We start from the raw sequence: 18,768 nt of genomic DNA on the forward strand, positions 1-18,768 counted from the left end.
GCATCACTCCTCCACAGCGACCGCCTCCAGCGCCGTCACCCGCCCGCCCAGCGCGGCCAGTTCCGCATCTAGCGCAGCCAGCGCCGCCTCCAGCGCAGCAAGACTGGTGGCGAGCGCGCCTTCCGTCACCGCCAATGCCGCTGCCTGCGCGGCCATTTGCGTTTCCAGCCGGCCCGTCAGTTCTGTCGTCAGCCCGGCAATATCCCCGGCGCTGGCCGGCGTCACCGGCCCCGGCTGCACCTGCCCGCGCCGCGCGGGCAGGGTCCCGCGATTGAGATCATGATCCTGCCGCATGAAAAGCGCTCCTCCAAACACCGCCACGGCCCACGCACCGCATCCGCTCGGCCTGAGCCCGTCGAAGGCCACGCGCGGGTCTATCGAAGCCATTGTCAGCCTTGAGCGATTTCCAAGCAGGTGGAATCACCTGCTGACTCGGAAATCGCTCTTGACGCGGGGGCGGGGCAATACCCCGCACCCCGCCACCGCTCAGCCCTTTTTCACCGGCGCAACCAAGCCATCGCTCGCGATCCAGCCATCGCCGGGCGGCGTGTTCACCGGCACGCCGAACCTCTGCCCGGCCGGCACCAGCCGGCTCGCGTGCGACAGATAGACCGGGCTCGCCGCCCGATAGAATGTCTGCGGTTCCTTTTCGTCCATCGCGCGCTCCTCAGCCGGCCGTCTGGCGGTCGGCCACCACCACCGCGCTCACCGCTCCACTGGTCGGGGCGGTGCCGGCCACGGTGTAATGCAGCCGCACATAACGGGCCCGCGTTCCTTCGGGGAAGCTGGCCGGCACGGCGAACTGATGCCCGGCCACCAGTTCGGCCAGCGGCACGGCGCGGCCGCTGGCGATGGTGGTCCAGCTGATATTGTCGGGCGATGTCTGCACTGCCACGGTCAGGCTGGTCAGATTGTTGAAGCTCTGCACCACGCGCACGGACAGGGGCACGGCGCTGCCGATCCCGATATCGCGCGCCATGCTGCCGCCGCGCTGCCCCAGGTCGATCACATGGGTGGATGGCGCAGTGGCGGTAATCGCCTGAGCATCGCTCAGGCGCAGGCTGTTGTCTTCGATCATGGAAAAATCCTTGTCTGGCAAATCTATGCTGCACGCTTTTGCTGCGCGTGATCAGCTCACCCGTGTTTCGGTGTTCAGCAGCGCATCGGTTTCGCGGATCGGCATCCCGCGCCAGCTCTGCACTTCCTCGCCCTGGATTTCCCGGGGCGACAGGCGGATGAAATTGTCCGCCCCGCTGCGGCCATTGGTGCCTTCCGCATCCAGCGCTTCGGCCAGCGTCTTGTTCATGTAGATGACGGTGCGGCCCGGGCTCACCTGGCCCGGCTTTTCCATCTGGTAAGACCGGCGGCCCTGCAGCCGATAATAGGCCTTGCGCAGCAGGGCATTGATGTTGACCGTTCCGGCAATCACGTCGGACACATCGATGTTACAGATCCGCGCGTTGTATCGCCAGTCCTTCACCGCGATGCCGGCATGCTGGGTGAACAGCTCTTCCTTCACATAATAGGGATTGCCCGCGCCATCCATCACCCGCTGTTCGCCCTTGTCGTCCCGCTGCACGCCGGCGGCGATGTTTTCCGGGGTGATGACGCTGGTCTGCATGTCGCCATGGGTGACGAACCAGATCGATGCATTGTCCGAACCCGTGCCGCCGCCATTGATGACATTGCCATTGGCCAGCGCACTGTAACGCGGGGCCAGCCCGTGGAACTGCTTGCCGTTCAGCTGGACATTGGAATACCAGATCGCGCTTTCCATGGTCTGGGCCATGCTTTCCAGAAAGCCCTGGCCCTCCATCAGCCGCAGCTTGGCCGCCTGCGCCGGCTTGAGCGCCAGCAGGCGGGTATCCACGGCGGACAGCCCTTCGACGAAGCCGGTGGTATCCTCCACCTGGGTGTAATCGCCCTTGCCCTGGGCGATACCCTGATACAGCGCACCCCAGCTGACCTGGGGCAGGCCGGTGCGAATGCTGGACACATGCTTGGTGCCCTTGTTGCAGGTGATGACATTGGCGTCCTTCATGAAGGGCGTCAGCTGGGTCAGCGCCTCGACGACATCCCCAATGCCATCGCCGCCCGCCTTCAGCACATCGATCAGATTCCAGTAACTGGTGCCGAGAATGGCCATGCTATTTCCTTTCCAAGAAAACCGAAAATCAGAATTTCCAAAGGGGGCGGACGACCTGCATCCTCTCCGCCGTCATGCCGGACTTGATCCGGCATCCATCCCTCGCCCCGCACGGATGGAGCCGCCAAAAGCGCTACGCCGCCGCCCGGAAACGCCTCCCCAGCGCGCCTTCGCCAGACCTGAGGCGGCGGCCACATGGATGCCGGATCAAGTCCGGCATGACGAAGCAGGGGAAGCCACCCCCAAAAAACACCTCACGCCTCGCCCCCCGGACCCGAAGGGTCCGCAAGGCCGACCGGCCGCCCGCAGCGCCGCAAGGCGCGAGGACAGCCAAGCGGCCCGGATGGGCCGCGCCGGCGCTTGAGGCCCCAAAACAAAACATCCCGACCGGCCGCCCGCAGCGCCGCAGGCGCGAGGATAGCCAAGCGGCCCGGACGGGCCGCGCCGGCGCCTGAGGCTTCACAACAAATTATCCCGACCGGCCGCCCGCAGCGCCGCTAGGCGCGAGGAGCCCCAAACAAATGATCCCCCCAAATAAACTAATCATTCGGATACAGCCGCTTCTCGATCGGCATGCTGCCCGCCGGCCCGCCCGTGCTGCGGGCAAAGCCGTCTTCGGACACCAGCTCGCCGATCTTGCGGAAGGCGCGGATCATGTCGGGGTGATTGCCGAAACCGCTGTCGCTCAGCGCCGCGCGGAACGGGTGCCCGGCGGTGAAGCCCAGCGCATCCAGCCCGCGCGCCGCCAGATGCTCGGTCTCGCGCGTGCGTGCGCCGCCGATCTCGGGGTCGGCGCGATAGGCATCCAGCCATTCGCGGCGCTGCTGCGCCCCGGCGTCGATCAGGTCCTGCAGCGTGCGGTCGGCCGTGCGGTCGATCAGCGATTGCGCCAGCGGCATGAACCGCCCGGCCTCGTCATTGCTCAGCCCCAGCTCGCGCAATACCGGCTCGGCCTCGGCCATCAGCCCGGCATCCATCGCCATCCCGCCCAGCGCCAGCTCATAGCGCTCGGGCGCCCCGGCCCGGACGGCGGGGGCCGGCGCCAGGGCAGGGTCAGGGGCAGGCGCAACATCCTGCCCACCAAGCATCTCCGCTGCAGGGCCGGCACCGGTGTCACCCGGGCCCAAGATCACCGTATCGGCCAAGTTCGTCGCTTCTTCGGTCACGCATTTTCTCCTTGGGATTCAGTGTCTCGCCAATCACGGCATGCATGGTGGTCATGGCCGTCGGGTCCGCCGCGCGGATTGCCGCCGGCTGGCCGCTCTGCGCCAGCTGCAGCAGGTCGAAACCCAGGCTGCGGCGTCCTTCGGCAAAGCTCAGATCGCGCGGGCTCTGGCCCTGGGCCGGCCCGGCATGGTCGAACAGCCCGGCGGTCTCGAACGCTGCGAACAGGAACCGCAGGAACGCGCCTTGTGTGATCAGGGCCTCGCCATCGGCGCGGGTGAAGGGGCTGCCGCTATCGGCCTGCGTGTGGTTTCCGTCCGCCATCATGCCACCCCCAGCGCCTGCATCAGCGCACCGGCCGGATCCCCGCCGCCCGTTGGATCGAGGGGAACACCAACGCCGCTCGCTTCGGCACCACCACCGGCACCCACCATAATCTGCGCCATCTGCGCCTGTTGCTGCGCCGCCTGTTCCGCTTCGGCCCGTTGCGCCCGCAGCGCCGCGACATCGGCCGCCCCGCGGATGATCGCCCCCGGCACGCCGGCGCGGCTGGCGAATTCATCGATCAGCGCATCGGTATCCAGCTTGTCGATCACCTCGGGCTGCGCGCCCGCCAGCCCGCCGATGAAGCCCACCGTGCGCTCGATCTGGTCCACGCCCACGGCGCGCTGCATCTGTGTCAGGATGGAAACGAATTCGACATCTATGGCCTGGCCGGCGATGCTTTCGGGCGGTGGCGGCAGCAATTGCCCGCGCGCCATGATGCCATAGGCCCGCTCTACCGCGATCGACAGCTTCTCGCGCGTCACATTCTCGATCACCGGGCCCAGCTGGGTCAGCTTCTCTTCGTTGCGCGCGGCGATTTCCTCCATATTGCGCGGTTGCACCCCGCGCATATTGGTGATGGCGTTGAACAATCCGGCAAAGGACAGGCCGTCGATCTGCCGGCGGCATTTCTCGATCTCTTCCCCGATCACCGCCACCGCCTGATATGGCATGGGGTAGGGGATCAGCACGCTGTCCCGATCAAATCCTGCTGCGCTGACCGTGCGGCCCGGCTCGCCGGTCAGGCGCAGCCCCGGCTTCACCACTTTTTCGGGCTTCACCATCTGGTCGATCGCCTCATTGCGGCGCTTCACCTGCATCTGCAGTTCTCGCAGCGCCGGCAGCGCTTCCATGCCGGGGGACACGCCCCAGGTATCGCCGCCGACCACGTCCCAGCGCGGCGCCCAGAACGGCTGTTCGTCATAACCGGCCACGCGGATCACCGCATCGCGCCCGCTCTCGGCATGCCAATAGATCGATCGCCACGGCTTGCTGTCGATCCGCGCACCCTGGTCGGGCTTGAAGTCGGGATCACGCTCGATCAACTGATGGATTTCCACCAGCCTTTCGCCATCGCCACTGTCCAGCGCAGCCCGCGCGCTGCGCGGCGCCTTTTCACCGAACGCCTGCACCGCCTGCCGCGCGCTCATCGGCGCGATGCGGATCAGCGTATCGGGCACCATCGCATCGGACAGGGCGATCCAGTATTCCCCCGCCGTCAGGCTGTGGCACACCGCGCCATGCTCGGCATGGTCGACCATCACGCAGGCTTCGGTGCCGAACAGTCCCATCTCGGCATAGCCGGCCTTGGCCGCGCTGTAGAAATTGGTCCGCGCCAGAAAGCCATAGAGCGCGCTTTCCACCTGCCCCAGCCAGGCCCGGGCCCCGGCTTCCTCGTCCATCGCCGGATCGCCCAGCCGCAGCTTGAACCACGGGCGGGAAGACGATGTCAGCCCGCTCATCATCCCATTGGTCAGCGTGCGAAACGCCTCGATCCCATGCGGGTCCAGCAACCGGCTGTTATGCGCCCGCCGTTTGCCACCCTTATCCCGGCCACCCGCAAGAAAGCGGGACCGGGCCGGCTGGGCATAGCGGGCGATCGATTGCCACTCGCTCTCGTAATCGCTGCGCAGCGCCTTCAGCCCGGCCAGCCGCTGCTCGCAATGCTGTCGCAGCGATGCCATCAGCGCGATCCTCCCATCCCGGAACCGCCGGTGGAGTTGGCGCTGCCAACTAACCCGCCGCCCAGCGTCGGCCGGCCCAGCCCGGGCGTACCCACTGCGCCGCCTGGCGCGGTCGCCAGCCCGGCCATGATCGCCCGCCGCCGCCGCGCATAATCCCGCGCACTGTCGGGCGCTCCATTGTCGGGCAGCTTGGCCGCCTGGCGTTCGGGTACCGAAGGGATATGGGGTGTGCCGATGCAGATACGCGCCTCCTGTCAGAGGCACTTCATCTATACCGGCCAAATCCCGCATTGAATCGCGGCAATTTGCCGCCGCCACGCCCGCCTGATAGATCGCCCGCCATGACGGACAACCAAACCCCACCGGCGCCCGAACCCATAGTGGACCGTCCGCAAAGGCGCATGCTCCGGCGCATCTTCAACGGCCGCACCGTGCCCATCCTGCTGGATGATCAGCCCCTGCTCACCTACAAGCAGGCGCTCCGCCACCTCGAAACCCTGCCTGCGGAGGCCCGCAACGCCGCCTGCCTCATGATGAAGCATCAGGCCGATCAGGCCTGACGCGACAATTCGGCCCGGGACCGCATCGGGTTTGAAAATTGTGCCTTGCAACATGGGGCGAATCGCGGGATAAATGGTCCATCGCGCAACGGGGCGCGGTGATTGGGCAGCCAGCTTCGCCGTAGAAGCCTGCGCTACCCTCCTCAAAAATTTGCAGCAACGCCGCTGAACGGATTTCGCGCTCTTCCTGTGCGCATGTCCGTTGGCGGCTTTTTTCGTTTCCACCTCCCAAGGGGGCTGACATGGCTACAATCATGCGGGACAGCGTAGGCACGGGTTCAGGCACTGCTTCAGGCGCGGATGACAACAGTTTCTGGCGCGCGGGGCACAAACCCACGCTGATCGCCTCGTTTCTCTATTTCGATCTCGCCTTCATGGTCTGGGTGCTGCTCGGCCCGTTGGCGCCCGATATTGCACAGACCCTGTCGCTGACCCCGGCGGAAAAGGGGCTGATGGTGGCCACGCCCACGCTGATGGGCGCGCTGTTGCGGGTGGTGAACGGCCTGCTGGTCGATCGCATCGGGCCCAAGCTGTCGGGCGCGATCAGCCAGATCATCGTGATCGCCGGGCTGTTCGTGGCCTGGATCTATGGCGTGGACAGCTTCGCCGGCACGCTGGTGCTGGGCGTGGTGCTCGGCTTTGCCGGGGCCAGCTTCGCCATTGCCCTGCCGCTGGCGAGCCGGTGGTATCCGCCCGAACATCAGGGCAAGGCCATGGGCCTGGCTGGCATGGGCAATTCGGGCACTGTGCTGGCTTCCCTGTTCGCGCCTACGCTGGCCAAGCTGTTTGGCTGGAATGCGGTGCTGGGTCTCGCCTGCATTCCGCTGGTGGCGGTGTTCATCGCCTATATGGTGATGGCCAAGGATTCGCCCGATCAGCCGGCGCCCAAGAAATTCTCGGAATATTTCACCCCGCTCAAGACGGCCGATGCCTGGTGGCTGATGGGGTTCTATGCCGTGACCTTCGGCGGGTTTTCCGGCCTTGCCTCTTCGCTCACCATCTATTTCACCGATCAATATGGGCTGACGACTGTTTTTGCCGGCTATTGCACGGCGGCCTGCGTCTTTGCCGGTTCGCTGGTGCGGCCGATGGGCGGGGCGCTGGCGGATCGGATCGGCGGCGTCAATGCGCTGATCATGGTGTTCATCGTCGCCGCGCTGGCGCTGGCCGGGGTCAGCATGGCCACCACGCTGCTGTCGTCACTGGGCCTGTTCGTGGCCGCCATGCTGGCGCTGGGCACCGGCAATGGCGCGGTGTTCCAGCTGGTGCCGCAGCGCTTCCGGGAAGAACTGGGCATCATGACCGGGCTGGTCGGCATGGCCGGTGGCGTGGGCGGTTTCTACCTCGCCTCCTCGCTCGGTTTCGCCAAGCAGTTCACCGGCAGTTTTTCCTCCGGCTTCCTGATCTTTGCCGGGTTGGCGCTGGCCGCGCTGATGGGAATTCTGGCGGTGAAGGGAAACTGGCGCGCCCAATGGGACACGGCGGCCCGGATCTGATCGCCGTATAATTTATCCGAAACGGGGTGGCATCTGCGGGCAGGGGATGCCACCCTTCGGCTCAGAACAGAACTGTGTCGCAACGGGATATTTTCATGAAACAGACGGCAATTGTGCCAGCCGCCATGATCGCCATGGCGGGATGGGCCAGCCACGGCCAGGCCCAGGACATCGATGTGCAGCCCGTGGCAGAGGCCCGGCTGCGGTATGAACATGTCGATGAAGCCAGCTTTGCCGAGGCATCGGATGCGGTCACCGCGCGGGTGCGGCTGGGCGCGCAGGCAAGCGCCGGAAAGCTGACCGCCACGGTGATCGGGCAGGGCAATCTGGCGCTGGTCGACCACTATTTTGACGGGCTGCACGGCACGCAGACCCGGCCGCAGATCGGTGATCCGGAAAATCTGGCCCTCTATGTGGCGCAACTGCGTTATGCGGATGAAGGCCTCGCGATCACCGCCGGGCGGCAGAAGCTGCTGCTCGAAGATGAACGCTTCGTCGGCAATGCCTTCTTCCGCAACAATGCCCAGAGTTTCGACGCGGTACGGGCCGAACTGGCGCCGGCCAAGGGGCTGACGATCGACCTGACCTATGCCTGGAACGCGCGCACCATCTGGGGTTCGCACGGCCATGGCGCGCGGCAGCAGGGTGTGGGGGGGGACAATGTCTTTGCCATCCTGGGCTATGCCACGCCGATCGGGAAGATCAGCGCCTTTGCCTATATCGTTGATCAGAACGAAGCGCAGGTGCAGGGCTATCGCCTGTCGAACCAGAGCTATGGGGTGCGGCTGGCGGGCGCGCGCGAATTGGCGACAGGGACAAAGCTGTCGTATCAGCTCAGCCATGCGCGGCAGTCCGATCATCACAACAATCCCAATGACTATGCCGCCTCCTATTGGCTGGCCGATGCTGCGATCGACTGGCGCGGATGGAAGCTGAACGCCGGCTATGAGGTGCTGGGCGCGAGCGATGGCACGGCCTTCACGAGTTTCCAGACGCCGCTGGGCAGCATCTTCAAGTTTCAGGGCTGGGCCGACAAATTCGCAACCACACCGCCCGATGGCGTGCGCGATCTCTATGTCAGCGGCGGCTATGGCTGGTCGAAGCTGGGGCCGCTGACCGGCATCAGCCTGCAAGCCGCCTGGCACCGCCTGCGCAGTGATCGGCTGAGCCGGCATTATGGCGATGAGATCAACCTGCTCGCTTCGGGCAAATGGGCAAAGACGACGCTGTCGCTGCGCTATGCCCATTATGACGCGGCCCGGTTTTCGTCCGATACGGACAAGCTGTGGCTCCAGGCCGACTGGGCGTACTAGCTCTCGAATCCTCCCCGAACTCGCCGCGTGCAGCGCGGGACAGCCAGCGCAGTTCCGGCCTTGCGGCCGGCCCCTCCACCGCCCGGAAGAAAATCCTCCGCGAACTTGTTCGGGGAGGGGGACCATGCGAAGCATGGTGGAGGGGCCGCGCGCAGCGCGGAAGGGGGAATCCGCCGATGCTCAGGGACATCACGCCAGCCACCGGCCGTAAAACCATCCGCCAGGCCCGCGCCTTGCGCCGCATCATGTCTTTGCCCGGAGTGTTGCTCTGGCAGGTGTTGCGCAGCCGTCCGCATGGACTTAAGTTCCGCCGGCAACACCCGGCGGGGGCCTTCGTGCTGGATTTCTGGTGCGCCGATGCGCGGCTGGCGGTGGAAGTGGATGGTCGCGCGCATGATGATGGGGCAAGGGCGGTCCGCGACCGTGAACGCGATGCATGGCTGGGGCAGAACGGCATCACGACTTTGCGCATTCCGGCGAGTGAGGTTTTGCAGGATACTGCTGCGGTGGCCGATGCGATCGCGGCGCATGCCCGTGCGCGCCTGCCGCTGGGCCATCCGGCGGCTGCGCAGAATGGCTAGCGCAGTTCCATGAGAAGCAGGCAAATCCCCCCCAGTTCGCAGGGTGAGGGGAACCATGCGCAGCATGGTGGAGGGGCCGGCCACTAGGCCGGAACAACGCTGCCACCGGTGCGACTGATCAAAAAATCATCAAACCCCGCGCCAAACCCGGATCGTTTCGCTGAACTCCTCCGGATCGCTGGCATGCACGCGGATGGTCACCGGCACGAAGCTGTCCCCGCTGTATTCGGGCTGGGCATTGTATCGGGTCACCTTGCCCGCCTGCACCAGCGGCCGGATGATATCCTCATCCGCCTGCTGCTTGATCCCGGCGGCAAAGGGCGGCACGAAGACCACATTGGCCGGATGCGCATCCCCGCCGAATATTTCCGGCAGCAGCAGCATGGGCACCAGCAGCCCCTGTTCCACCAGCCGCTGCGCCGCCTCGCGCGATGTCACCGCCGCGTAATCGGGCGATCCCTTGCCACCTGTCCCCTGCATTGTTCCAACCCGCCCCTTCGTGTGCCGGCCATTGCCGGAACGAAATGTAACATACCATGGGCGAAGCGGTTCGTCGCGTAGTGAACAGTTGGGGATGGAAACTTTTATTACACCACCGATGGGTCATTCTCCGGCCAGGTCTGTCGGGTGCGATCGTCGCGCGGGGGCTTGGCGGGCGGCTGTGCCTGCCGTGGTGGGAGCGGGGGGATGATCGCCCGGGGCCGCGCTTCGGCTGGCCGGGCGCCTGTCTGCGGACGATCGGCACGTGGATAGGGCCTGGGTGGGGGGATCGGCACCCTGCCGGCCCTGCCGTTCGGGGCCTTCTTGCGTTCGGTCACGGGCGCCGATTTGCGCTGCTCCGCCTGCGCCAGCGCCGCCGCCGGCAAGGCCGCCGCAACCATCGCGGCGCACAAACCACTCAGCAGCACACCGCGCATCGCCTTTCACTCCTTGTCCAGGGCCCGGACTCGCCCGGCCTCAGCCGGGAATGCAGCCTATCCGCTTCGTATCGGGTCGCAAAGCGGATGATTGCCACCTGCCGCCCGGCATGGCACGGGGCAATCATGGCAAGGGCAGATCGTCTCGAACGGCTTGAAATCCGCCGCGCAGATATGGAGGCGGAATATACCGCCGCACTGCTGGCGGCGCTGCGCGTCACGGCGGCGGGCAAGGCGGGTCTGTTTGATCACAAGCCGGATCGATCCACCCGAGCCGCCATCGCCCCCGTGATCGCCGAATTGCAGGAACTGGCCGACGCCATCGACGATGCGCGCGAACGGCTTGCCCTGCCCGAATTCACCCTGCATCGCGAATTCCTGGCCGCCCGGGGCAAGCCGAGCCCGCAGGCGGTGGGCGAACCCAAGCAGGCCCAGGCTTGGCTCCAGCGCTTGGAGCCGGGGGGCTGATCAGGCGCCGATCACAGCCCGTAGGGATTGCCCGGCAACAGCTCCACCTGGATCCACGGTTCTTCGTCCGAACGCTTGTCATCATCCAGCAACACCACCGTGTCGCCGGTGATTTCCAACCGGATGCAATCGTTGGAAACCAGCCGCGCCACGTCCTCCGCAAAGCACAGCTCGCCCCTATCATCGATGAACCACACCCGTCGCTGCGCCTTCGCGTTCAGATCCGTCGTGGCGAGGGCGGACCGATCCTCCTTCAGATGCATGAACACCTTGTACGGCGGTTTGTCGGCCTCGAAGGTCATCGTCACTACCAGCGTATTGCCGATCAGCCGCTCGACCGCATCCATGCCCGAAAGCTCAGGCGCGGGGCGCGGCGTCACCATGGGCGGTATCTGACCCTCCTGCGCAGCCACACCGGCCGGCAGCAGCATGGCCAGGATCCAACAGGGGGCGAAGCGAGCGGTCACAAACATGGCGCGACCATATCGGTCCCTCCTTCTGCCGCAAGTCTTGCCTCGGCGCGGCGATGCGGTACCGTCCCACCATGGCTGCTGCCGCGCATATGCTCCTCCGCCCGCTCACGGCACTGCTGCTCGCTGGCGTCATTGCCGCCTGCGCCCCAACTGATTCTGCTGACCCAACCGATCCTCCGCCGTCACCGCCCGCCAGCCAGCTCCCCGCCGGGTTCGTCCATCTGCGCGATCTTGCGCCGTCGGTGGTGCAGGACATTCGCTATGCCGGGTCGCACAATTTCATGGGCCGCCCGATCGCGGGCTATCAGGCGGGCGAATGCGTGCTCACCCGCCCGGCGGCGCAGGCACTGGCCGCGGCCGATGCCGAATTCCGCCGCCAGGGCCTGACGCTGCAGATCTTCGACTGCTACCGCCCGCAGCGCGCGGTCGATGATTTCGCCGCCTGGGCGCAAGACCTCGGCCAGACGCAGATGCGCGCCGAATTCTACCCCCGGGTGGACAAGCGCGTGCTGTTCGACGCCGGCTATATCGCCCGCCGTTCCGGCCATAGCCGGGGCAGCACGGTCGATCTCACCCTGCGCCCGATCGATGCTCCGCCGCTCCCCCGCTGGAACGCCACCCAGCCGCTGGCCGATTGCGCCGGGCCCGATCGCTATCAGGATGGCAGCCTCGATTTCGGCACCGGCTACGACTGTTTCGACGAAAAATCCCACCACGGCGCCGCCGGCATCACCCCCACCGCCACCCGCAACCGCGCCCTGCTGGCCGAAGTCCTCTCCCGCCACGGCTTCAAACCCTATGCGCAGGAATGGTGGCACTACACCCTGCGCGAAGAACCCTTCACCGACGAATATTTCGATTTTCCGGTGGAGTAGAAACCTCCCAACCCCCTTCCGTTAATCCTATATCAATCCTGCAAACGAAACATTCCCGCCCGGCCAAGAACCAGCAGGCCCCGGGGAGAGCACGATCATGGCATTCGGCACACGGCACGATCCGGACAGCACCCAGCCGGCCCCGCGCCGCGAACGCTCGCCCGGGATCAAGCTCCTGTTCGTGGTGCTGATCGGCCTCGCACTGATCGTGCCGCTGATGGTGTCCTACGCGCTGGTGTGGGATCGTCAGCAGCAGTCCGAAACCGCGCAGGCCTCCATCAACGCCGGCTGGGGCGGGCCGCAGGTCATTGCCGGGCCGATCATCTCCGTCCCCTTCCGCACTACCCAGACCGAGCAGCGCCAGGTCGATGGCAAGACCGTCACCAGCGTGGTGGAGGTTGAACGGCTGCTCTATATCTCCCCCATCGCCAACCGCGTCACCACCCAGGTGGAACCGCAGGAACGGCGCATCTCGATCTATTCCAGCGTTCTCTATGAAGCCGATATCACCGGCGCCGCCACCTTCGAACTGCCGGCCGATCTGGCTCGCTTCGGCGTCACCCGCGAACGGCTGATCTGGGATCGGGCGGAACTGCGGATCGGCGCGTCGGATGCGCGCGGGCTGACGAAGGGCGGGGTGATCCGAATCAACGGCAATCCGCTGACCGTGCAGCCGGGCAAGGGGCCGGGCGCCACCAGCGGGCAGGGCTTCTTTGCCTTCCTTCCCTGGACGGGGGAGGGGCGCATCGCCATCGATTACAGCTTCGGCCTGCGCGGCAGCCGCTCGCTCAGCCTCGTCCCGCGCGGCGGGCAGACGCAATGGCAGGTTAGCTCCGCCTGGCAGAGTCCCAGCTTCAGCGGCGCCTTCCTGCCCGAACAGCGCGAATTGCGCGAAGACGGCTTCCGCGCCAGCTACACGGTGGACAAGCTCGCCCTGGGCCAGCCGCCCGTCGCCACCGAAGATCTCGGCGCGCCCGACATTCCCGATGTCGCCCGCTACGCCAGTTCCTCCATGAATGTCACCGCCGCCGCCTATCCGGTGGATTCCCGCAGCGAGATGATCGGCGGGCAATCGCAGGCGGTCACCGTGGGGCTGGTCGAACCGGTCAATCTCTACAGCAAGGTCGATCGTTCGGTGAAATACGGCTTCCTGTTCATCGGCTTCACCTTCCTCGCCTTTCTGCTGTTTGACATCGTCGGCGGCGCGCGGGTGGCGGCGGCGGAATATCTGCTCACGGGTGTGGGGCTGGTGCTGTTCTTCGTGCTGCTGCTCGCCTTTGCGGAGGTGATCGGCTTCACGCTCGCCTATCTGGCGGCTGCGGCGGCGGTGATCGGCCTGCTGTCCGCCTACAGCGCTGCGGTGCTGAAAAGCTGGAAACGCGGCGGCTTCATCGGCGCCATGCTGACCGCGCTCTATGCGCTGCTGTTCGTGCTGCTGAACCTGGAAGCATGGTCACTGCTGATCGGCGCGGTGCTGCTGTTCCTGGCCCTGGCCGGCGTGATGTACGCCACCCGCAACCTCGACTGGGGCGCCGCCGTCCGCCGCGATCCGCCCCCGGAAAGCGCGGTGTAGGCCTGTCAAAACCTGACCCAGCACCACCAAAGGAGCGAGGACCCCCCAAAGCAAAACGGACCCCGCAGGGGTCCGCAAGGCCGACCGGCCGCCCGCAGCGCCGCAAGGCGCGAGGACCCTCCAAACAAACGGATCCCTCAGGGGTCCGCAAGGCCGACCGGCCGCCCGCAGCGCCGCAGGCGCGAGGATAGCCAAGCGGCCCGGATGGGCCGCGCCGGCGCCTGAGGCTCCTACAAACTCAACGCATCCTCGCTCTTGATCACCTTGTGCGCCTCTTCGGTCAGCCCAGATTTCCAGTAGGACGAGATATAGAGCCGATCCGGCCCCAGCCCGCGCTCATCGCGCAGGATCCGGCGCAGCGCCTGCATTGAGGAGAACTCGCTGGCACTCCAGGCATAAGGATTGCCATTGGGCCAGGCCAGCTGCGCCACCTCGGCCGGCAGCACCAGCCCGGTGCCGGGATGCGGGTTCACCAGCCAGCGGATTTCCACGCCCTCGGGCCGCGCCAGATCCTGCCGGTCTTCGTCGGTCAGGATCTCGATCACCGCCAGCCCGCGCGCATCGGCGGGCAGCAGTTCCAGGTTCACGCTGATCGCGGGCAGGGCGGTCATGTCGCCCAGCAGCAGATAGAAATCATGGCCATCGGGCAGCAGCTTGGCCGCGCCCGGTCCGCCCAGCTCGATCGGATCCCCCACCTGTGCGCCCAGCGCCCAGGCGGTCGCGGGCCCATCGGCACCATCCTCGGCGGCATGCAGCGCGAAATCGACATCGATCGTCTCGGCGGTCTGCGCCCGGATGGTGTAGGTCCGCACCACCACCTTGCCGCCGTCCGTGGGCAGGCGCAGCTTCACATAGCCGCCGGCCTGGCCCGCGGGGAAGCCCTCCAGCCCAGGCCCGCCCAGCGTCAGCCGCAGCATGTTGGGGGTCACCTGCGTGCGGTCGAGAACCTGCAACAGGCGCGGCGGGGGTCGGTTCGGGGGTGCCATATCCGCAAACAGTGGGGTGCCGTGGCCGCAGGGTCAAGCGCATGAACGATATGCACCCGCCGCGCCCATCCCGTCACAATTCCCGATAACGGTCCGTCGCCCGCCCATCACCATCGCCATGACGCTCCATCGCGCCGATCCATTCGGGCAGGCTGCGCGGCAGCACCGGCTCGGCAAAGGTGCAGGCCAGCGCATCGCCCGCATCGGGGCTGGCCAGCCCGCGCTTCTTCATGTCGGGCTTGCGCTCGATGGTCAGCCGCTGATCCGCGTCGAAGCCGTAATGCGGCCCGGTCAGATCGTCATGCAGCTGCTGATCGGACGGGATCGAGCCATGGCGCAGCCAGTGGCGCATCTGCGCCCAGATCTCCGCCCGCTTGTTGCGGCAGCGCAGGCTCATCCCCGGCTCCAGCTCCGCATCGCGGCCCTTGCCACCGAACCACACCTCATACACCGGCACATCGGGCGCCAGCTGGCGCAGCCGGTCGATCACCGCCGCGCCGATATTGCCGGCATCCACCATGATCGCATCGGGGTGCCAGCGCCCCGCCGCCAGCGCCACATCACCGGCCAGCGTCATCGCATCCACCCCGTGCCAGCGCTGCCAGGGCCGGCTCACCGCATCGCGCCCGCACCGGATCGCCAGCACCGAATGGTCATCGCCGAACCGCGCGCAATCCAGCCCGAAGATCACTGGGTCGCCAGCCAGCACGCTGTCCCCCGCGGGCACGCGCGCCTGCGCCGCCGTCACCATGTCCCCGGCGATGAACTGCATGCTCGCGGCCGCAGGAAACTGCCCGCGCACCCGCACCCGCGCGATATCGCTGTCCTCGCCATAGGTGGCGATCAACTCGTCCAGATAGGGCTTGTTGGTCCCTTCCACCGTACGGCTGTCGATCTGCGCCGTGTGCCACAAATGCCGCTGCCGGCCGAAACATTCGCGAAACGCCCCGCTGTTCTGCGTCGGATTGCCGAAGGCGATCCACAAAATCTCCGTCGCCTCATCGGTCAGCGCGCCCAGCGTCACCTCCCACACCTTGTCGGCAATGCCCGACGCCTCGTCATAGATCACGATGATCCGCCGCCCCTGATTGTGCAGCCCGGCGAAGGCTTCGGTGCTGTGTTCGGACCAGGCAACCAGATCGGCGCGCCAGCTCTGCTCGCTGCCCGGCATGGTCGAAACCAGGCTGCGCGCCTGCGCCCTGAACCACGGCGCCGTCACCGCCAGCCGCGCCCATTTGGCGATTTCCGGGCCGGTCTTGGTGGTCAGCTGCCGCTCGGTATTGGCCGTCACCACCACGCGCGCGTCGGGGCAGGTATCCAGCCCCCATTTCACGATCATCCCGATCAGCGCCGATTTGCCGATCCCATGACCGGACGCCACCGCAATCCGGCACGGCCGATGCCGCCGCTCTGGATCGCCCAGATGCGCCCCGATAATCCCCAACTGCTCCCGCTGCCAGGCGCGCGGCCCATCAACGCCCGCCAATTCCCCCGTGCCCCAGGGAAAGGCATACAGCGCATAGCCAAGCGGATCATGCGTAAACCCGCCAATATCCTCCGCCAGCCGAGCCTGCGATGTCATCGTGATGATCCTTTCAATTCGTCAGGGTCGGTGACCCGGCATGCCCCCCAAGCCTGCGTCAGACCTGCAGCGGCGGCACCATGGATGCCGGATCAAGCCCGGCATGACGGATCTTGTGTTCAGGGGCCGCGCCCTGGTTGCGGAATATGTGCCAGCGTCTGTCGAGCGGTGTTTTTTCAGCAGTGTCTTACCCTCTTCGTCATGCCGGACTTGATCCGGCATCCATTTGTCGTCTCGCGCGGAGGGACAGGTGAAAGCGCCGGGCGAAAGGCTGTGTCCCTTTTTCCTTCACATCTTCTTCTCAACCACCCGCCTTCGCGCCGCCTCGACCATTGCCTTCAGCGCCCCATCATCCCCCTCCGGCGCCTTCTCGCGAAACGCCTGCACCCCGGTGTGCTTGCCGATCATGTCGATCCGGCGGATGCGGTCGCACAGGCGGATTTTCTCCACCACGGCCGCCGCTTCGCCCGTGCCGCGTTTCGTGGTCTCGACCCCGGCCACCAGCCCCTGGCGCCAGATCAGCGGCCATTCGCTGACCGGGCGGATCGTGCCATCGGGCGCATAGAGATCGGCCAGATCCGCCTCCGCCTCAGCCGCCAGCCGCGCCAGCACCCAATCGGTGCCGATCACGCGCTGCTGAACACTTTCGGTCCGCCGCGCCAGTTCAGCCTGGATGAAGGGCCGGGCCAGCATCCGCTGCGCTCCATAGGCAGAACAATCGCGATATCCCGCCCGCTCCGCCGCTTTCCTGGGATGCGCCCCACGCAGATATTCCTCGATGAAGCGCAATTGCTGCGCCGAAAGCGCCTTGGGCGGCTTCAAAGCGCCACCCCGCTGCGATAGAGCTTCCGCTCGGTCGGCGCCGGACTGCGCGAAGCCCCCAGATGCCCCGCCTGCGCTTCAAGCCGCGCACGCCCCATCCCCTTGGGCACATGCGCGATCTGCGACCGCTGACTCTCCGGCCGGGTGGTCCATTGACCATTGGCGGTGATCTGCACCTCGCGGAACCGCTGGAATCGCCGCACCACGATCAGCCCGCGCCGTTCCAGCCGCCGCAGCACCGCCGCGCCCATGCTGCAGGAATTGTACCCGGCCAGCATTTCCAGATCGATATTCAGCGGGCACCGTTCCCCGCGCTCGGCCGCCTCCACCAGGGCGCGATAGATCACCTCTTCGCTGCGTGGCAGCGGCGCCAGGATCGCGGGGGCGAGCGCCGGGTTCGGGCGCGCATCATCGCAGGGAAGGTCCTCTGCTGCAGGCGCAACAGGGGGGCGGGCAAGGCGGCGCAGCATGGCGGAATCTCCCACGGGCGAAGGAACAGGGGCGACCGTCGTCAACCCAGCAGGGGACTCCGGTGGTGCGTTGATCCCTGTTTGTTCCCTTTTTTCCTACATGTCTAGGAAAAATACTTCACAAATAGGATGCGTGTAGGAAGGTGGCCAGGCGAAGCCACCGCGCCCCTTGCCAATCGCCGCGCAGGGCCGCTAACCCGCCAGCCGTTCCAGCGGAATGCGCATCGTCAGCTCCAGCCCCTCGGGCCGCCAGTTGCGCGTCACCTCGGCCTGCAACTGGTCGCGACTGACCCGTTCGGTCATGCTGGTGCCGAAACCGCTGCCGGTGGGCGGGGCGGCCTGCCACGGGCCGCCGCTTTCCTGCCAGACCAGCTGCAGGCATACTTCATCCACCGCGTGATCGATCCGCACCCGCCCATCCGGTACGGACAAGGCGCCATATTTCACCGCATTGGTGGCCAGCTCGTGGATGATCAGCGCCAGCCCGGTCGCGGCCTGCTCACCGATCGCATGATCTGTCCCCCGCACCAGCACGCGGCTGGTTTCGCCTTGGGAATAGGGCTCCATCAACGCCTGCAGCAGCGGCAACAGCCCGGGCGCCGCCGGCTGCGGGCCTTCTGCCGGGTCACCGGGTCGATCGGCGCGCAAATGGCTGTTGGCCCGCGCCAGCGCCTTGATCTGCTCACTCAGCGCCGCGGCAAACGGCCGGGCTTCCGGGGCGTCGCGGGCAGACAGGGTGATGATGGAATTCACCACCGCAAACACATTCTTGATCCGGTGGGACAATTCGCCCGCCAGCACCGCCAGCCGGCCCTGCCGCTGGATGATCGCCTCGATCGGGGTGCAGGTGCCGTACCAGCGCATGATCGTGCCGTCGGCCTCGCGCAGGGGCAGGGCCCGCGCCAGGATCCAGCGCCATGCGCCGCTGTGATGCCGCAACCGGTATTCGGCTTCGAAATCCGCGCCACTGGCCAGGCTTTCGCGCCAGGCGGCCTGCGCACCGGCCAGATCGTCGGGGTGGATCACCGCGCCCCATGGACCCGCCGCATCCGGTCGCGCGCCAAGGCCGGTGAATTCGAACCATTTCCGGTTGTAGAAATCGTGCCGCCCGTCGGGCCGGGCGCTCCACACCAGCTGGGGTATGGCGTCCAATGTGTTAATCAATCCGGTTCCCTCGGGCTCGGCGGGTCGAACCGCGGGGGTTAAGCGATCGGGGAATGTGCTGTCTTCGTCCACCGCACAATCCTCCATGTCGCATTCAGAAAACTGCGGTAGAAGGGCGGTGCGCTGCGGTCTGTCTATTAGTGGACAGTAGCGTGCGAGCCGCGCCATT

At 66.4% G+C, this 18,768-nt stretch carries 21 protein-coding genes; 7 read left to right on the top strand and 14 right to left on the bottom strand.

Annotated elements, in window-relative coordinates; genetic code table 11:
* Positions 1 to 3 precede the first annotated feature (3 nt).
* From GRI97_RS10715 to GRI97_RS10745, 7 genes are all read right to left on the bottom strand, one after another.
* Positions 4 to 294: a hypothetical protein gene (locus GRI97_RS10715; protein ID WP_161391179.1), complete on the bottom strand. Its 291-nt coding sequence runs from the start codon at positions 292 to 294 to the stop codon at positions 4 to 6.
* A 192-nt stretch (positions 295 to 486) separates the two neighbouring features.
* Positions 487 to 657 carry a hypothetical protein gene (locus tag GRI97_RS10720; RefSeq protein ID WP_161391180.1) on the bottom strand — a complete coding sequence of 57 codons (171 nt, stop codon included), beginning with the start codon at positions 655 to 657 and terminating at the stop codon, positions 487 to 489.
* 10 nt (positions 658 to 667) lie between these two features.
* Positions 668 to 1,078 (bottom strand): Bbp16 family capsid cement protein, encoded by a 411-nt coding sequence (locus GRI97_RS10725; protein ID WP_161391181.1) that lies wholly within the window; start codon positions 1,076 to 1,078, stop codon positions 668 to 670.
* Between the two features lie 51 nt (positions 1,079 to 1,129).
* Positions 1,130 to 2,146 (bottom strand): major capsid protein, encoded by a 1,017-nt coding sequence (locus tag GRI97_RS10730; protein WP_161391182.1) that lies wholly within the window; start codon positions 2,144 to 2,146, stop codon positions 1,130 to 1,132.
* 539 nt (positions 2,147 to 2,685) lie between these two features.
* Positions 2,686 to 3,312: a hypothetical protein gene (locus GRI97_RS10735; protein WP_161391183.1), complete on the bottom strand. Its 627-nt coding sequence runs from the start codon at positions 3,310 to 3,312 to the stop codon at positions 2,686 to 2,688.
* Positions 3,260 to 3,637 carry a hypothetical protein gene (locus tag GRI97_RS10740; RefSeq protein ID WP_161391184.1) on the bottom strand — a complete coding sequence of 126 codons (378 nt, stop codon included), beginning with the start codon at positions 3,635 to 3,637 and terminating at the stop codon, positions 3,260 to 3,262. Before GRI97_RS10740 ends, GRI97_RS10735 begins: the two co-directional genes overlap by 53 nt.
* Positions 3,634 to 5,319, bottom strand: coding sequence for a portal protein (locus GRI97_RS10745; protein ID WP_161391185.1), 1,686 nt, complete (start codon positions 5,317 to 5,319; stop codon positions 3,634 to 3,636). The genes GRI97_RS10740 and GRI97_RS10745 overlap by 4 nt, the downstream gene beginning before the upstream one ends.
* A 341-nt stretch (positions 5,320 to 5,660) precedes the next feature.
* On the opposite strand from GRI97_RS10745, the gene GRI97_RS10750 reads away from it, so the two are divergent.
* From GRI97_RS10750 to GRI97_RS10765, 4 genes are all read left to right on the top strand, one after another.
* A complete protein-coding gene (locus GRI97_RS10750; protein ID WP_161391186.1) occupies positions 5,661 to 5,879 on the top strand; it encodes a hypothetical protein in 219 nt (72 codons plus the stop codon).
* A 254-nt stretch (positions 5,880 to 6,133) separates the two neighbouring features.
* On the top strand, positions 6,134 to 7,375 hold the full coding sequence (locus GRI97_RS10755) for a nitrate/nitrite transporter (RefSeq protein ID WP_161391740.1): 1,242 nt from the start codon (positions 6,134 to 6,136) through the stop codon (positions 7,373 to 7,375).
* A gap of 95 nt (positions 7,376 to 7,470) precedes the next feature.
* Positions 7,471 to 8,688 carry a hypothetical protein gene (locus tag GRI97_RS10760; protein WP_202392710.1) on the top strand — a complete coding sequence of 406 codons (1,218 nt, stop codon included), beginning with the start codon at positions 7,471 to 7,473 and terminating at the stop codon, positions 8,686 to 8,688.
* 176 nt (positions 8,689 to 8,864) lie between these two features.
* Positions 8,865 to 9,269: an endonuclease domain-containing protein gene (locus tag GRI97_RS10765; RefSeq protein WP_161391187.1), complete on the top strand. Its 405-nt coding sequence runs from the start codon at positions 8,865 to 8,867 to the stop codon at positions 9,267 to 9,269.
* Positions 9,270 to 9,398: 129 nt separating this feature from the next.
* On the opposite strand, the gene GRI97_RS10770 is transcribed toward GRI97_RS10765, so the two are convergent.
* Complete coding sequence (locus GRI97_RS10770) at positions 9,399 to 9,749, bottom strand: hypothetical protein (protein WP_161391188.1); 351 nt, start codon at positions 9,747 to 9,749, stop codon at positions 9,399 to 9,401.
* A 563-nt stretch (positions 9,750 to 10,312) separates the two neighbouring features.
* Here GRI97_RS10770 and GRI97_RS10775 point away from each other — a divergent pair.
* Positions 10,313 to 10,654: a hypothetical protein gene (locus GRI97_RS10775; protein ID WP_161391189.1), complete on the top strand. Its 342-nt coding sequence runs from the start codon at positions 10,313 to 10,315 to the stop codon at positions 10,652 to 10,654.
* 11 nt (positions 10,655 to 10,665) lie between these two features.
* Here GRI97_RS10775 and GRI97_RS10780 read toward each other — a convergent pair whose 3' ends face one another.
* Positions 10,666 to 11,085 carry a hypothetical protein gene (locus GRI97_RS10780; protein WP_235917762.1) on the bottom strand — a complete coding sequence of 140 codons (420 nt, stop codon included), beginning with the start codon at positions 11,083 to 11,085 and terminating at the stop codon, positions 10,666 to 10,668.
* 131 nt (positions 11,086 to 11,216) lie between these two features.
* Between GRI97_RS10780 and GRI97_RS10785 the strand changes: the two genes are divergently transcribed.
* Complete coding sequence (locus tag GRI97_RS10785) at positions 11,217 to 12,002, top strand: M15 family metallopeptidase (protein WP_161391191.1); 786 nt, start codon at positions 11,217 to 11,219, stop codon at positions 12,000 to 12,002.
* A 97-nt stretch (positions 12,003 to 12,099) separates the two neighbouring features.
* The gene (gene creD / locus GRI97_RS10790) at positions 12,100 to 13,575 is read left to right on the top strand and encodes a cell envelope integrity protein CreD (protein ID WP_161391192.1); all 1,476 of its coding nucleotides are present in this window, start codon (positions 12,100 to 12,102) and stop codon (positions 13,573 to 13,575) included.
* A gap of 230 nt (positions 13,576 to 13,805) precedes the next feature.
* On the opposite strand, the gene GRI97_RS10795 is transcribed toward creD, so the two are convergent.
* From GRI97_RS10795 to GRI97_RS10815, 5 genes are all read right to left on the bottom strand, one after another.
* The gene (locus GRI97_RS10795) at positions 13,806 to 14,561 is read right to left on the bottom strand and encodes a siderophore-interacting protein (RefSeq protein ID WP_161391193.1); all 756 of its coding nucleotides are present in this window, start codon (positions 14,559 to 14,561) and stop codon (positions 13,806 to 13,808) included.
* Between the two features lie 73 nt (positions 14,562 to 14,634).
* Positions 14,635 to 16,143 carry a terminase gene (locus tag GRI97_RS10800; RefSeq protein ID WP_202392711.1) on the bottom strand — a complete coding sequence of 503 codons (1,509 nt, stop codon included), beginning with the start codon at positions 16,141 to 16,143 and terminating at the stop codon, positions 14,635 to 14,637.
* A gap of 288 nt (positions 16,144 to 16,431) precedes the next feature.
* Entirely contained in the window at positions 16,432 to 16,965 is a 534-nt protein-coding gene (locus tag GRI97_RS10805; protein WP_161391194.1) for a terminase small subunit, read from the bottom strand.
* Positions 16,962 to 17,435, bottom strand: a complete 474-nt coding sequence (locus tag GRI97_RS10810; protein ID WP_161391195.1) for a hypothetical protein — start codon at positions 17,433 to 17,435, stop codon at positions 16,962 to 16,964. The genes GRI97_RS10805 and GRI97_RS10810 overlap by 4 nt, the downstream gene beginning before the upstream one ends.
* A gap of 192 nt (positions 17,436 to 17,627) precedes the next feature.
* Positions 17,628 to 18,599, bottom strand: a complete 972-nt coding sequence (locus GRI97_RS10815; protein WP_161391196.1) for a sensor histidine kinase — start codon at positions 18,597 to 18,599, stop codon at positions 17,628 to 17,630.
* Between the last annotated feature and the right edge of the window lie 169 nt (positions 18,600 to 18,768).

Source organism: Croceibacterium xixiisoli, from assembly GCF_009827305.1.
Lineage (GTDB): Bacteria > Pseudomonadota > Alphaproteobacteria > Sphingomonadales > Sphingomonadaceae > Croceibacterium_C > Croceibacterium_C xixiisoli.